Origin of the sequence: Erwinia billingiae Eb661, assembly GCF_000196615.1 — a bacterium.
Taxonomy (GTDB): domain Bacteria; phylum Pseudomonadota; class Gammaproteobacteria; order Enterobacterales; family Enterobacteriaceae; genus Erwinia; species Erwinia billingiae.
Map to the genome: position 1 here is coordinate 75,322 of NC_014304.1, position 14,279 is coordinate 89,600.

Annotated in this window: 15 protein-coding genes and 1 pseudogene; 5 read left to right on the forward strand and 11 right to left on the reverse strand. The window is 49.8% G+C overall.

Going from position 1 to position 14,279, the window contains the following annotated elements:
- Position 1: 1 nt before the first annotated feature.
- From EBC_RS00400 to EBC_RS00445, 10 genes are all read right to left on the reverse strand, one after another.
- The gene (locus tag EBC_RS00400; RefSeq protein ID WP_013199798.1) at positions 2-1,507 is read right to left on the reverse strand and encodes a UvrD-helicase domain-containing protein; all 1,506 of its coding nucleotides are present in this window, start codon (positions 1,505-1,507) and stop codon (positions 2-4) included.
- Positions 1,508-1,623: 116 nt separating this feature from the next.
- Positions 1,624-2,304, reverse strand: coding sequence for an N-6 DNA methylase (locus EBC_RS00405; protein ID WP_013199799.1), 681 nt, complete (start codon positions 2,302-2,304; stop codon positions 1,624-1,626).
- A gap of 89 nt (positions 2,305-2,393) precedes the next feature.
- A complete protein-coding gene (locus EBC_RS00410; protein ID WP_013199800.1) occupies positions 2,394-2,705 on the reverse strand; it encodes a DUF5983 family protein in 312 nt (103 codons plus the stop codon).
- Complete coding sequence (locus EBC_RS00415; protein ID WP_013199801.1) at positions 2,702-3,640, reverse strand: DUF1281 domain-containing protein; 939 nt, start codon at positions 3,638-3,640, stop codon at positions 2,702-2,704. Before EBC_RS00415 ends, EBC_RS00410 begins: the two co-directional genes overlap by 4 nt.
- A gap of 103 nt (positions 3,641-3,743) precedes the next feature.
- Positions 3,744-4,730, reverse strand: a complete 987-nt coding sequence (locus EBC_RS00420) for an ArdC family protein (RefSeq protein ID WP_013199802.1) — start codon at positions 4,728-4,730, stop codon at positions 3,744-3,746.
- 429 nt (positions 4,731-5,159) lie between these two features.
- Entirely contained in the window at positions 5,160-5,768 is a 609-nt protein-coding gene (locus EBC_RS00430; RefSeq protein WP_013199804.1) for a hypothetical protein, read from the reverse strand.
- A gap of 67 nt (positions 5,769-5,835) precedes the next feature.
- On the reverse strand, positions 5,836-6,180 hold the full coding sequence (locus EBC_RS00435) for a hypothetical protein (protein WP_013199805.1): 345 nt from the start codon (positions 6,178-6,180) through the stop codon (positions 5,836-5,838).
- Between the two features lie 13 nt (positions 6,181-6,193).
- The gene (locus tag EBC_RS24870; protein ID WP_013199806.1) at positions 6,194-6,535 is read right to left on the reverse strand and encodes a hypothetical protein; all 342 of its coding nucleotides are present in this window, start codon (positions 6,533-6,535) and stop codon (positions 6,194-6,196) included.
- Positions 6,536-6,634: 99 nt separating this feature from the next.
- Complete coding sequence (locus tag EBC_RS00440; RefSeq protein ID WP_017802818.1) at positions 6,635-6,982, reverse strand: hypothetical protein; 348 nt, start codon at positions 6,980-6,982, stop codon at positions 6,635-6,637.
- Between the two features lie 306 nt (positions 6,983-7,288).
- On the reverse strand, positions 7,289-8,182 hold the full coding sequence (locus tag EBC_RS00445) for an integrase domain-containing protein (protein ID WP_013199807.1): 894 nt from the start codon (positions 8,180-8,182) through the stop codon (positions 7,289-7,291).
- A gap of 921 nt (positions 8,183-9,103) precedes the next feature.
- Here EBC_RS00445 and EBC_RS00450 point away from each other — a divergent pair.
- The gene (locus EBC_RS00450; RefSeq protein WP_013199808.1) at positions 9,104-9,736 is read left to right on the forward strand and encodes a hypothetical protein; all 633 of its coding nucleotides are present in this window, start codon (positions 9,104-9,106) and stop codon (positions 9,734-9,736) included.
- A gap of 1,018 nt (positions 9,737-10,754) precedes the next feature.
- Here the strand turns inward: EBC_RS00450 and EBC_RS00455 are convergent.
- On the reverse strand, positions 10,755-11,447 hold the full coding sequence (locus tag EBC_RS00455) for a replication initiation protein (RefSeq protein WP_013199810.1): 693 nt from the start codon (positions 11,445-11,447) through the stop codon (positions 10,755-10,757).
- Positions 11,448-11,951: 504 nt separating this feature from the next.
- Between EBC_RS00455 and EBC_RS00460 the strand changes: the two genes are divergently transcribed.
- The 4 genes and pseudogenes from EBC_RS00460 (at position 11,952) to EBC_RS00475 (ending at position 14,279) form a co-directional block, all read left to right on the forward strand.
- Positions 11,952-12,269, forward strand: a complete 318-nt coding sequence (locus EBC_RS00460) for a TrfB-related DNA-binding protein (protein WP_013199811.1) — start codon at positions 11,952-11,954, stop codon at positions 12,267-12,269.
- A 270-nt stretch (positions 12,270-12,539) separates the two neighbouring features.
- Positions 12,540-12,986, forward strand: a complete 447-nt coding sequence (gene umuD / locus EBC_RS00465; RefSeq protein WP_013199812.1) for a translesion error-prone DNA polymerase V autoproteolytic subunit — start codon at positions 12,540-12,542, stop codon at positions 12,984-12,986.
- An 8-nt stretch (positions 12,987-12,994) separates the two neighbouring features.
- A pseudogene (locus EBC_RS00470) lies at positions 12,995-13,222 on the forward strand (Y-family DNA polymerase); the annotation flags it as partial.
- Between the two features lie 73 nt (positions 13,223-13,295).
- A complete protein-coding gene (locus EBC_RS00475) occupies positions 13,296-14,279 on the forward strand; it encodes a tyrosine-type recombinase/integrase (RefSeq protein WP_010260799.1) in 984 nt (327 codons plus the stop codon).

Sequence of the window (14,279 nt, forward strand, 5' to 3'; positions counted from 1 at the left end):
TTTAACTTCCTGATGATTCTGATTTATTACTTATATGAAGCGTAACCCCGGCGCTCCGTAAGTCAGCATCGTCCGGTTTTTCAGAGGACTCACTCAGCGCGTCCAGGCAACCGGTTAGGATGCCGACCAGCTCATTGGGAACCAGAACTTTGCGCGCGCGCGTAACCGAGACGTACAGAAGATTTAGCTCGTCTTCTTTTTCACGGCGATTAAGAAGCGGGTCAGTAATATCAATAAAATCATCGTTGATCCTGACCGCATTCCACTCCAGTCCTTTACTCCGGTGCGCGGTCACTACCGTCACGTCAGCCTCGGTTTCGCGCGTTACGGCCTGTTTTTTCAGTACGGCCAGCAGCATTGGCAGGGGAAAGTACATGTCCAGCAGCCGCACACCCTGCCCCATTTCCGGATCTTTAGTTGCTTTGGCAATCGACCGGTACTCTTCAAAGTCACGGTAATCCCGCGCCAGCTGCGGCGACTGAATGCGATCGGGCATATCAACCGATAGCCAGTACAAATCTTCCAGCTCGCCTATGCGGTATCCCTCCATGCCGCCCACCCAGTACACCTTTTTTTCCGCCAGGCTCGCCGTCAGGGCCGCACCAATCACACCCGCTACCGTCCGGCTGATAACACAGTAGTGCGCCACACCTGCGGGCAGTTCGGTTGCAATCTGGTCCTCCCCGCCAAGGCCGCAGACCTGACGGGATTCGCCGGCCTCAGCAAGCAGAGCATTCGCAACCCCCGCGACCGCCGGGCCAAACCGGAAGCTGTTCGTTAGCCAGAGCCGGTCTGCGGTTTCCAACTGCGGAGAAACGAGCGCGTTTTCAGCTCCTCTGAAGCGATAAATTTGCTGATAACGGTCGCCGACGAGGATGACGCGGCAGGGCTGGCTGAGAACGAATTGACTGGTGACCGGATTCGCATCCTGTGCCTCGTCGAATAGAATAACGTCCCATTTACTTCCGAGATTGGGTACTGACAGCTGATAAAGCTTGAGATAAGTGTCATGCGTCACCGGAAAAAGTGAGTCTATGCGCGTCATTTCATGCCATACGACCTGCGCCGCGCCGAGTATTTTCCCCGCATCGAGTCCGCACCGGTCGCTTTCATCAGGCAAATGCAGAGGGGATATTTCTCCATCAGCGCTGTAGAGAAAGGTATTAAGCGTGCTCAGCGCGGTGCGTGCCAGGAGCCAGTGGCGGGTATTGAGAAGGCGTGCGATGTCCGTCACGCGTAGAGATGTGGCAAGCCGCGCCTGAAAGTGACGTCCAAACGACGGCCACGCAAGCTGATGGAACGTCCTGCACTCCACGTTGAAGGGGAAACGTCGTTCGGACTCCTCGCGGATTGCACGATTATAAGCAAGGTACAGCATACGTTCCTGAGGGTTTGCCAGCGCGTAAGCTTCCAGCGTGGACGTTTTACCTGTGCCGGCGAACGCCGTAACAACGAGTTGTTTGCCTTTCCAGGCAATTATCTGTGCCTGCTCCTGCGTTGGTTTCATGTATGAATTACCTCCTTCAGCGTCAGGTTATGAACCATGCCCTGCCGGGAAATAGGTATCCATCGTAAAATCAATTTTGACTTGCAAAAAAAAACGCCTCCGGAGAGGCGTTATAGTCAGGCGGCGTGTTGCTCAGCGCGGCCAAGTTTTACTGCCCACCTGCCGGTGTAGTGCAGCGGAGTATAAAGCGTACGTCGCCGCTCAAGTGTCAGCGCGTGGCCGGTAACGACCTCTGCCGCTATGCCGCAGAGCGAGAGCTGTATGTAGGACATATTGGCGGCAAGCGGATCAACGTCCGTCACCGACACCCACAACTGCTCTGACACCGTATACCCGCGCTTTGCGAACTCTTCAGCAAAGGCGATCACCATGCAGCCTGCGCCGCTGGCCGGTTCCTGCAGGGTAATGAAGTCCTGAGCCTGCATCAGTGCATCGATGCCGGACAGCTGCATCGATGCCATCATCTGCGATACGTCCCACGGCGTGAAAAACTGGCCGCGATACTTATCACCCAGCTCAAGCTCCATAAAAACGCTGCCAAGGAAATCACATCGTTCTTGATCGATCGCCATTACGACGTGACCCAGTAACGCGGCCATCTGTGTGACGTCTTCTTTCTCGTAGCCGGCAATTATGCTCAGATACTGTTTTTCCAGCTCAGCATCGTGCGCAACGCCGTTGTGCAGTGCAATTGCCGCGCAGCTGACGAAATCTTCAAACACCTTGTGCCGGTGGTGATAACGGGCCGTGGCTTTGAAAAGCGCGAGGAATGCCTTGCGATGGTTAGTAGAAGTCATACGTGTTCTCCATAAAAAAAGGGGAACACGCCCCTGAGGAAGTGTTCCCCTCAGGGTGTGAGGCAAGCCTTACGGCTCACCTTTTTTGGTTACCAGCTGTACGTGGTGAATCCTTCAATCTCCGGAGCACCTGATTCGAAAATCAGGATTTCCACGGCATCCGAACGCATTACCGAAGCGATAACCCGGCGGGCCTCTTTCGATAACCCGACCTCTTTCAGCCGCAGAACCGGCGCAGAGCACGAAGTTAACCGCAGCAGGTATCCGCCGCCGATATAGTGTATCCACTCACCGTGATCGATTGAGCGGGTTGTGATTTCATCCAGCAACGCATTGTCGTCTGCGCTGATATGAGCCGTTGACACCACGCGGCAGCGAAGATACTCACCATTGCCACTCATGCCTGCACCGTCCGGTTTACGGACGATCCGGTTTTTGGTTCGCCGGGTTCGGCAGCCGGCACCAGATGAAGCCCGGGCCTGTCGTCGTCCAGCTCGTCAATAGTCGCCTCAGCGCTGCAAACGTGATCGCCCCTGTCGTAACAGTCATAGCCATCCAGTTCGTGAACGGGCTCGCTGTACCAGTGACGGATCTCACAGTCGAACGTGGATGAAAGCGCCGCAACCAGCTCTCCCGCCGGCGGGAACCAGGCTGAATCAAACTCCAGTTTTATGCTGCTCAGTCCCTCACGTTGCCAGCTGACGTTATGACCTGCCGGCCACTCCATACCGTACTGACGACAGTAGAGGCTGCTGGCCGTAGACATACCGGCAAGCAAACCTCCCGTGCCGTTCAGCTCGGCGGCCAGACGGCTTGGGATTATCTGCAGCATATCGCAGGGCTGGGCCCGCTCAGGCAGATGGCTAAGCCGTTCCCAGCACTGACCCGGAACGATTTCCCGGGAAAGCGTGGCAACACCAAACCAGTCCGCATAGCGTTCCTCAATGAGTCGCGCAATGTGTCTGCGCGATACCTCCGGAATGCTCTCCCAGCGGATCGCGTCGATGCCTGACTGATGGTAAATTCGCTCGATTGTACGCAAATGCTCACCGTCAAGCGGTACATCCCTGCGCAGCAAACCGAGCCACTGATCAAACGCCATATTCGCCGGCGTGCCCAGTCCCGTCCCGCTCTGCATGAGCCCGGGAAACGGCGTAAATGACTCCGTTTTGACCGGGCGTAGCAGGCCGCCACATCCTGCCAGAAACAGCTTTATGCTGCGCATGACGGCGTGACGATACAGCGGTACGGCTTCGCCGGTGATCCACTCTTCCATAATGCCGATGAGCGCGGATTTTCCGGTGATTTCTAAACGGTTATGGCACCAGTCTGACATGGTTAATTCCTCTTTTTACGTAAAAAAAGAGGGCATTGTCCCGTGAGGAACAATGCCCTCACGGGACAGCAGCACGATGATTCAATGCTGCCGGATTGGTGTGTTAAGCAGCCTCAGCCGCTCTGTCTGTTAACTGCAGTAAAAATTCCGAAGCTTCCCTTGCCTGCCGGCAGGCACGGAAAAGCGCCTTTTTGTCGGATTTCAGAACCTCAAGCCACGATTTTATGTAGCTATCGTGCTGAACATCACCGAATACGCCGAGCTGAGCACACAGAAACGCGCTGCCCATTTCGGCTATTAGTTCTTCAAACGCATAAACCGGATCGCCAAATTTTTTTGACGTTTTGGTTATGCCTTCGCGGTTCAGTCGTGACTCATGGCCGGTGGCATGCACTACTTCATGAAGCATCGTGCTGAAATAATCGGCATGAGTGAAAAACTGATCCGCCACTGGCATAAGTATTGAATCGGTGCGTCGCGCGTAATAAGCGCGGTTCTGTAATTTGAACTCAACCTTAACGCCCGCCAGATGCACAATCTCACATATCCGTTTTTCCGTCGGCCAGTCGAGCGTGCCGGGGTATTCGGTTACAGGAGATTCATGCGGTACGGCGGCGACACCTTCCGGTAATCCGTCACACTGTTCGACGTTAAACAGGAAGTTAGGCTTTATCATGGCCCGTGACTCCATCAGTGGCTTGCCATCAGCATCAAACAGTTTGTTTCCGCTGAGATCTTCAGCCTGTTTTTCAAACGGCTTGAAGATTATGGCCTCGGATGATGTCTCACCTTTACGAACCTGCCCCCCCATCTCCTGCGCCTGTCGATACGTGACCCAGCGATCGGTGCTGTATCCTTTTTCCTCTGCGGCCAGCCATAACAACAGCACGTTAACGCCGCTGTAAGGCTTACCGGTTAAGGCATTAACTGGTAACGGACCCGCAGCGGCGCAGCGACCGGCAGTGCGCCACGGTTTTTTCCATGGTGCCACACCCTTTTCCAGCGCCTCAACAATACGGTCAGTTACTTTCTGGTACAGATCGACGCTCTCAGTTTTCTTCGTACGACGGGTTTTGGTTGGTTTAGTCATGGGATGCTCCTTAAGTAAAAAAGGGCGCATCCCTCCCCCAGATGGGCGAAAAATACGCCCATCTGGGGAAGTGATTAACTAATCGAGGAAATGATCTTTCCGTCGGCGGTTATGCTGTTCAGCCGCAACCGCAGTTGCTGCCTTGAATAATAAAAATCATGGCGATCGGACATACTCACATGCCATGTCAAAACCAAGTTGCTTATATGGCCGGAGCTGAGCGGGAAGAAGCCAGAAGGCTTCTTTAACCGCGTCGATAAATCTGATCCACTGGTCATCGGTTATGGACGCTCCCTGCTCCAGCTGGTAAACGCCCGGAAAGACCAGAGGCCCGGTTGGTGTATATGTCATGGTAAATCTCCATTAGTGGGGATTTACCACCCACAGGGAGGTAAATCCCCGTTGGGTTAAGTTAAGTCGGTCGCCGGATCAGCGTTTGCCGGCTTTCAGTTCTTCGAGTGTGAATTCAAGTTCAGAAATCAGCCCCCATTCAGCCGTTGTAAACGGACGTTCAGCGCCGGATACGCTTCTGATAAGCAGTTCATCAGCTGCGCCGGTAATGAAACCTGCGGTGCTGAAGGGCTGAGGTGAATCACTGTCAGTGATCAGGTGGTGCCGAATTGCCCAGCGAACCGGGAGTGCCCAGCTTACGCCACCTGCGGAAGACGATATTTCGTAGCAACCTTCGCAATGTTGATACAGCAGTATCAGCGCAATTCGTGTGAAGAAATCTATGGGCTGCCCCTTAGTTTCAATACTCAAATCTGAACTCAGGTCCTGAGTGAAAATCACGCCTTTGGATATGTAATCCCCTTCGTCTTTTCCTGAGAAAGCAAATATCTCCGGAGAGGGATACATCATAGAAGCGCGTTCCATGCGCGTACCATTTGTGGGCGAGCAAGGGCGAAGATGTACCGGCAGCAGCCAAAATGCTTCAGTGACTGCCAGAGTAAAATTGTGCCACTGACTCGGGGAGATCCATCCGGTCTGCTTCACGTTATAGGTAACGTGCTGAGGGGGTGCGGAGATTGGTGTCATGATAAATCCTCATAAAAAGGGATCTACCCCCCTGATGGGGAATAAATCCCCACAGGGTTAAGTCAGATTAGAGAGACTCTAATCGCGCAATTTCAAGATCACCACGTCCGTCATGATGACCACTGTAAGAAACACTTTTATGTAATTCAGGGTCGAGTCTGACACTCATAGTAAGGATTGAACTGATCATGTCAGCACAACCTGAAGTGAGATAACGACCCTGAGCCCTGCCAAATTCGAGGCTATAAATAACATCGTAATGAACGGCCATAGAAAAAGGCATCTCAGCTTTAATCTGCACCTGCTCATCAAGGTCATCTAAACCAAGAGTCTGGTAAGCTAATGCCATGAGCATGTCGCCCTCAAAATCAGCTAACTGCAGCATGTCGGTTATGGTTGTCGAAAGAGTCATCAGTAACTCCTCCTCACTGATACGCATAACGCAGCGTTGCTGCCTGATTCGCCAGCTTTAGTGCTGAGCGGCGAGCCTGGCTATACGAGCGAAACACTTCCCCCGGAGCGTTGAGTGAACCAAACCGGTGATTGCCGTAAAAAGTGCCGGACCGAGTGAGTATGCCCGACGTCCATTTTCCAGAAGGTAACTGATGAATCTGAATCTTAAAGCTCAGTGAGCCAGCACGATTCGTTATCCACTCCTCTTTACTGTTTGCGACAGCGACGCGATCACACTTGGATATAACGGCAGCAGACAAACTAGAAAAAAAGGCTTTTATGGAAAAGGATGTTGCTAGTGAAAGGGTATGCATGGTGTTTCTCCGGTTGAGGGGGAAACACCTGCCCTGTCGGGAAGATGTTTCCCGATGGGCATTCGCAGAGCGAATGTTATGGTTCAGACGTCTGTGCTGTTACATCTGAGCAGTGAACACCCGTAAAGATGCAGCGTCAGACGTGGCAAGCTGTGCGGCTTTCGCAGCAGCCTTATGCGTAAAATGCTTACCGTGCCGGCTGAAAATGAATTCATCACCGGGCTGGCCGTTAACCGACGTTCTTGCCATGACTATGGCGTGATAACGTTGATCATCAAACCAGACGCGGGAATGAAACTCGTAATGACCGGAAGGTGAAGCGAGCCACGAAGTTCCTCTGAGCGCAGCCTTAAGGTCTGGACATTCAGACGCAACACGGGTTGCAACTGACAGAACCAGATCGAATGGCAAACGTAGTTCTTTCAGGAACGAGCGGGTGATAGACATAGTCTCTCCATTAAACAGAGAAACATGTGCCCTGTCGGGAAGTTTCCCCGTAGGACGAAGGCCGAAGCCGGATGGTTAAATGTACCCTCATCGCCAGGCAGTAGGAGCCGTGATTGACGATATCTGCTTCCAAAGGTGAGCAGATGTACCACACTGATGTGTTCTCCCTTTCAGGCTACAGGAGTGTTATTTCAGCTACCCGAAGGCGGTCATCTCAAGCCACTGACCATTGGTGGTTGTCCGAAGACAACGTAAGAAGCGTTTTAATAATAGCGCCTAAATAAGATAAATGGCAAGAGCCATTTATTAATCTTCATCATCAACTCTGTTATAAACCCGGGCAACGTAAGCGCCACGTCCGTCACCGTGACCTAGATCCATTGAAACTAAGGCCTCAGCTTCTTTACGACTCATTCCATTTTCAAGGTGATAATTTACGGCATCCTGCGAATAAGCATACCTGAGGCTGTGTGGTGCATGTATCCCTGTCATTCCACTTTCACGTAATACGTTATGATAGCGATCAAGCGCCTGATGAAGCGTTGGCTTGTCGATTAACTTTCCGTTATTTCCCTCAACGTATCGAACAGCGTCATTTAATAAACCAATGACTTTTTCTTTTTCAAAAATTGTCGCATCGCGTGGACGTCCGCCTTTAGTGCCAAAAACAACACGCACATTATCATTTCCGGCCTGTAAACTTTTCCTCCAGGTATTGAGTGATTTGGCCGACTGAACGGTCTCCTCTGCGCGGAGACCAATATACCTTGCGAGTTGAATACTTATTGCAATCCCCCGATCCTTTTCTGAAACCAATGAAAGAATTTCTATAAGACGTGAATCAGAAATCGCAACTTTAGTTCCCTCCCTACTGGCTCCTGAAATATTAAGCGCCTGGTTACTCAGTTTTTCATGCGTCGGATTAGCAAGTACATTACGCCCTCCCTGTGTAAGAATTGATCGCAACGCAGCCATTTCATTTTGCAGCGTTCGGGACGATATATTTTCACCCTGACGGCTGCGGATATAATTTTCGATATGTTTTGTTTTAATATGGCTTACGTCCCGAATCTGAATATTAAGGTTTGCCAGTCGCTCCGAAAAGCGACTGGCAATCTTTGAACGATCAGAAATCGTTTTAAAACTTCCTCCGCCCTGACGTGCGAGCGTGACGAGTTGCTTACCTAATTTTCCAGACACTGCATATCTCCTTTCAGAACCCACTGCTGTAGGCCGGCAACCCCACAGCAGTGTGACTCTGAATATGTACATATCTTCCCCGATGACACGGTTGCTTTTGCGCTTCCTGCGTCTCGACTGGTATCTGTGCATCGGGGCGGCGAAATGTTGAGTTCTTGCGAGGCTCCCCAGGTCTCTGACCTGTTTGCGGCTTGCGCCGTGCTGACGTTAGTCAGTCTGCCTCCGTACACCAGTTTCCTGATGTCGCCATCGATACCGAGTCGATCATTCTCCTTCTAATAAAACGCCCTTAACGGGTTGATCGTTAAAGTCGCGTTGTGGTTGATAAATAGCCAGCTGAGCACCTAAAAACACGTAATACGTGCACGTCAGATTGTACCGGCATGGTGAAAACCGCACTGTGCGTGGGTTTGACCGTTATGCGCTGCGCGCGTCACTTTGTTCTCGTTTCACTCGAACCAAAGTGACGCCGCGCAGCTTCATGCTCCTAATGCGTCTTCCGCAAGCGCCCAAATGTTCCAAATGGGCTTATGCGTCATTGCAAAAGTCGTATGCAGCTCAGGGCGTATCCCTGATAAATCTCATAACGTAAGTGAATAAAGCATCGTTGAGGATGCCTTGTCTGAAGACGCCAGGCGTATGTGAAAGCCCAGGATTTGGTGAGTGAACAAGTACCCCAATCGTCGCGTCGTAGGTGCGCATTGTTGACGATATCTGCTTCCAGGAGTGAGCAGATGTACCACACTGATGTGTTCTCCCTTTCAGGCTGCAGGAGTGTTTTTTCAGCTACCCGAAGGCGGTCCTCTCAAGCTCTCGGACCATTGGTGGCCGTCATTAGACGACTTGTAACAGTTGAAAAGGTATCAATCAGACTGTAGAAATGTCAACTATGAATAGTCGAAAATACTAAAAATGGAGCAAATGGAATTTATGGACTGGCTGAGAAATATAGGTTTCTTCATCCCATTAATAGCTATAGTTGTTAGCTTAAATGCAAGACTTAAAACTTTTAACAATGAGAGAATATCAGTCTACAAGGACATGAAATCTCTTTCATCCGAACTGGAAATGGAAGGTTATGAGATAAAGGTAATTGATGATGAGTTAAAGAAACTAATAGTACGAGAAGTAACCGGAATAGTTGAGATCACACCCGCAAGAAGATTAATGAAAATCCTTAGTTGCAACCCAAAGCTAGACTCATTTAAAAGAAAAAGATTGAAATCTTTGATTCGATCAATCCGCGAAACAGAGCATTTAAACAAAGAGGAAATAGCTGAGGTTAAATTTAATTTAAATAAAAAACTCTATAAGAAAAGTGCGAAAGAAGGCGCTATTTACATATTTGCATTTCTTATAGGGTATATAACATTCCTCTTCTCTGGATTGTCATCTCTTGCAGATAAGGATTATCTATGGGCAAGCATTCAAATAATCATGTCATTCGCACTGCTAATAGCAATGATGCTCACAAAGGCATCCTACCCAGCGCCATGGAATGGCAGGAAACATAAAAAATTTACTGACGAACTCAATTCATACAAAAACCATTAAAAAATACAAATAACATAAAAAACCACACCAAGCTGGAAATTAACATGCGTAAAAATGTTGTGGTTTTCTATTAAAAATACAGACGCACAACTCAAAATATATGTTGGTAGAATTAAAATAATACATCAATCAATAACGTATTATTGATGTTAAATATCAATTATAACGTTAACAACCTGTGTTGATAAAGATATGGGGCTAACAAAATATACAGGCCAACCCTAACGCACCTTTATAGCTGAGTTTTGTAATTATATTTAATTTTAGAACTAGAGCTGCCAGCAAATGAGCTGCGAGCCCTGACATGGGAATAAGCCCTACTTATGAGCCAGCAGGCGCGGTCGTGCGCAGAAAGATATCGAGTGGGAATCCCCCCTACTTTTGCAGGAGTGAGCGGCCGGCCAGTCAGCTGCGCGCCGTCATATGGGAATCAGCCCTACTTTTGAACCGGCGGGCACGGCCGGGCGCAGAATGATATCGAGTGGGAATCCCCCCTACTTTTGCAGGAGTGAGCGGCCACCCAGTCAGCTGCGCGCCTTCATATGGGAATCCCCCCTACTTTTTAACCCGTGGGCACGGCCGGGTGCAGAATGGCATTGTGTGGGAACCCCCCCTACTTTTGCAGAAGCGAGCGGCTGGCCAGTCAGCCGTGCGCCGTCATATGGGAATCAGCCCTACTTTTGAACCGGCGGGCACGGCCGGGCGCAGAATGGCATTGAGTGGGAATCCCCCCTACTTTTGCAGGAGTGAGCGGCCACCCAGTCAGCTGCGCGCCTTCATATGGGAATCCCCCCTACTTTTTAACCCGTGGGCACGGCCGGGTGCAGAATGGCATTGTGTGGGAATCCCCCCTACTTTTGCAGAAGCGAGCGGCTGGCCAGTCAGCCGTGCGCCGTCATATGGGAATCAGCCCTACTTTTGAACCGGCGAGCACGGCCGGGCGCAGAATGGCATTGAGTGGGAATCCCCCCTACTTTTGCAGGAGTGAATGGCCGGAACGTTTGACGTGAAATATGATTTAAACACCGTTCTTTTGATAAATATCAAAAATCATTTTTCCATTATTATCAGCTTGATAGGTAACACTTAGCGGAGTTTTATCGTTAATTTGTCGCAGGGCTGGTTCAAGAAATGATCTTTTTAATTCTGCGCTATTGTTGCGCTGCGAATCTGGCAGCATGAAACGATCCGCCAACCACTCATGACTAGTCTTCCAGATCCCGGTGCTACGGAACTGGCATAAGCTTTCATACAGCCTGACAGTGCGGGGATTTTTAAGGCTTCCACAATCTCTAAGCGAGTAAGTGGTGAACTGGTTCCCTAAAACGTAAAGGTAAGGCATTACACGGGGATTAAATTCGATTTCCCATTGCCCCTTACTTGAGCGGCCACCGGCTTCAATCAACCAAGGTAAAGCTCTGATGTCATTGCGACCATTCTTCGGGTAAAACAGAATAGATGCGCGCGATAGCTCAATCACGCCCTCCTTCACGTCGCGACTAGCCTGATTTCGACTTATATTGAAAATGTCTTCGTAATCAGATACCGCCACGTTGAATACTGGACTTGCATCATCATTATCATCTGTAAAATATGTTTGCATAAGGCATAACCAAAGAACACGTTTTGACTTCAATGAGAGATGATAGGCTGCTTCTGTCAACTCATTTGACTGTTTGACATTAATCTTTTTTTTCAATTGGTTAGCCATATACTTAACCTTGTATGGGTAAATATTTATACCCCACAATACCGAAGAATACACACAAGTCAACACATTAAATCTCGACATCCTGATATAGGGCAGATTCCCATACGTTTTAGGGCTAATTCCCATAGCAAGTAGGGTTGGTTCCCATATTAAGTAATGCGAATTCCCACATGATATAGGGCAAATACCCACAAAGGTGGTTAGTTTTGATAATCTTATCAATAGGTTACGCGACCTAAAAAGCCTTTAAAATACTTAAAAAACCCAAAAAAGCCTTTAAAAATTATCACTGTGGATAAGTGTATAACTTCGCTTGAGCACTGTAACCGTCCTCGCTTCGCTCAGCCGGTCAACCCCTCAGCGGCACAAAAACAAGTTTTGTACCGCCTCACGGTTTCAGATTTAGATCGAGAGAGTTTCAGATTATCATCTATCGTTGACTATCGTTGACTTTGGTAGAGCAAGGACAATAACCTAAGTTGAAGAACATAAAAGGGTTTGAAAATGGCGCACAAACGAAAGATTTCTCAGGAAGAATGGGATCGTATTCTTCCGGCTATGGAAACCTTTGCGGATATAACAACTCAGATAGCTTATCTGGTCTTGGTCAAAGATGAGAAACAATCAGACGTAGCTACCAACTTAGCGAGATCAAAACAAAATGTAGGCAATGCCGTGAAAAGAGTCTGGGACCTTTACACTGAACTTGAACATGCAGAGGGTAGAAAACTTCATTTCGTAAGTGTTTGGATCCCTGAAGAAGAGGCCATCAAAGTGAAAAAGATAGCTGCCCAATTTCCGATCAATAAACTCAGTAGCTGATACAACCTACCCAGATTTAGTTACAACAATCTAATCACTTTGCATCTATGTGCCAATCCTCAGCATCATGAATCTTTGAAGGCCACCCAGCCCGCCGACTAAATTTCCATCTGTTTCATAGGGCTGGCATTGCTAATAGCTTTTAACATCCCCTACCACTTGCCAGTCTAATTCCTTCATATAATACTGTACATAAAAACAGTGTTTATCAAAAGGGGGAATGTATGACCTTTCTACTACTAAAAATTATCATTTTAGGGCTTTTCACAAATGAACGGCGATAAACTTAGCGCACTCACCATCTTGTGCCCGCCGGAATCTTGCCCTCAGCTCAGAGTACCGCTATTTGCTGACCCATGCGCCGCAGGGTTCCCCTCCCCTGCCCAGGATTACGTCGAGTCAGAGCTTGATCTAAATGAACTCTGCATACGTCGGCGAGCATCAACGTTCTTCGTTCGTGCAAGTGGTAGCAGCATGCAGGAGTTAGGCTTATTTGACGGTGATGTTATGGTTGTTGATCGGGCTGAAGAGGCCTCTCAGGGCGATATCGTTATAGCTGAAGTGAATGGAGAGTTCACAGTGAAACGTCTCCAATTGCAGCCATGTCTCGCTTTGCTACCAATGAATCCGGCCTACCCGGTAATTTATCCTGAAGATCTGCAATTGCTCGGTGTGGTCACTTGGTGGTTTAACAGCACGCGAGCTCGCCGGAGGTAACCATGCCAATGTTTGGTTTGGCAGACGTGAACTCGTTTTATGCAAGCTGTGAGGCGCTATTCCGCCCTGATTTACGTGGGAAGCCTGTGATCGTTCTCTCAAATAACGACGGCTGTGTGATCGCACGCAGCGCCGGTGCAAAAGCGCTAGGCATAAAAATGGGAGCACCGTGGTTTCAAATTAAGAAAGAAACATATTCAGATGTAATTCATACATTTAGCTCAAATTATGCTCTTTAGTAAGTTACGTGGAATGCAACATTGATTGAGTAAACTTTGAACAGCAAAGCTGTTGTCAGAGGAGAATGCAATGCTGATTCCACCGAGTGAACACGTTCTGTTGCTGGCAGAGCGCTGGCTGCAACTGTTATCCGATCTGGGGCGGGCGCAGGCCACGCTAACAGCCTACCGCAATGCCCTCCGTCATTACTTTGCGTTCTGCAGCCAGAACGGAATTAAACCTGAAAAGGCGCGGTTTGAAGACCTGGCTGCCTATATTAGTCCTCAGTTACCCGGGATGCCTTTTTCCGCGGCCAGCGCCACGCTCCAGCTTCGCCTGTCGGCGATCCGCCTCTGGTATGACTTTCTCATGTACCTGGATCTTTGCACGGTCAATCCGCTGCCCCGATCCGGCACGCCCGGCATGCTGAGTTCCGGCCGGGGACTGGTTCCCCGCGTTGTAAAGCTGCCGCGCATTCCTGACGATGCGCAGTGGCAGTGTTTTCTTTATCATGCCGCCGCTTCCCCACTGCGTGACCGCCTGATGCTGGCATTAACCTATTACGGCGCGCTGCGTCGGTCTGAAATTACCTCGCTAAGTATTGACGACTTCGACTTTGCTCACCGGCTCATCCGCATCCGGGCAGAAACCACCAAGAGCCGGCGTGAACGAATTGTCTGTTACAGCCCGGCAGTAGTGCCAGTGCTGGCCGCGCACCTTATGCAGATGAAGCGGACCGGAATCGTAAGAGGTGCCCTGTTCCGTTCTGAGTCCGATCGTAATCAGGGCGGGCCGCTTTCATTCTGGACCTGGAGCAAAACGGTACGGAAATGGGCGCTTGAGTCTGGGATGCCGGACATCTCAACCCATACCTTCCGGCACCTGCGACTCACACACCTTGCCCGCGCGGGCTGGAAGTTGCACGAACTTGCCACCTATGCAGGACACCGCGACCTGACCACAACACAGATTTATATTCATCTTTCTGGCAGGGACCTGGCTGCCCGGATGGCTGGCGCGATTGAAACGGCAGATATCAGGATGGCGAACCTCATTTTCAGAACAGAGAAATAA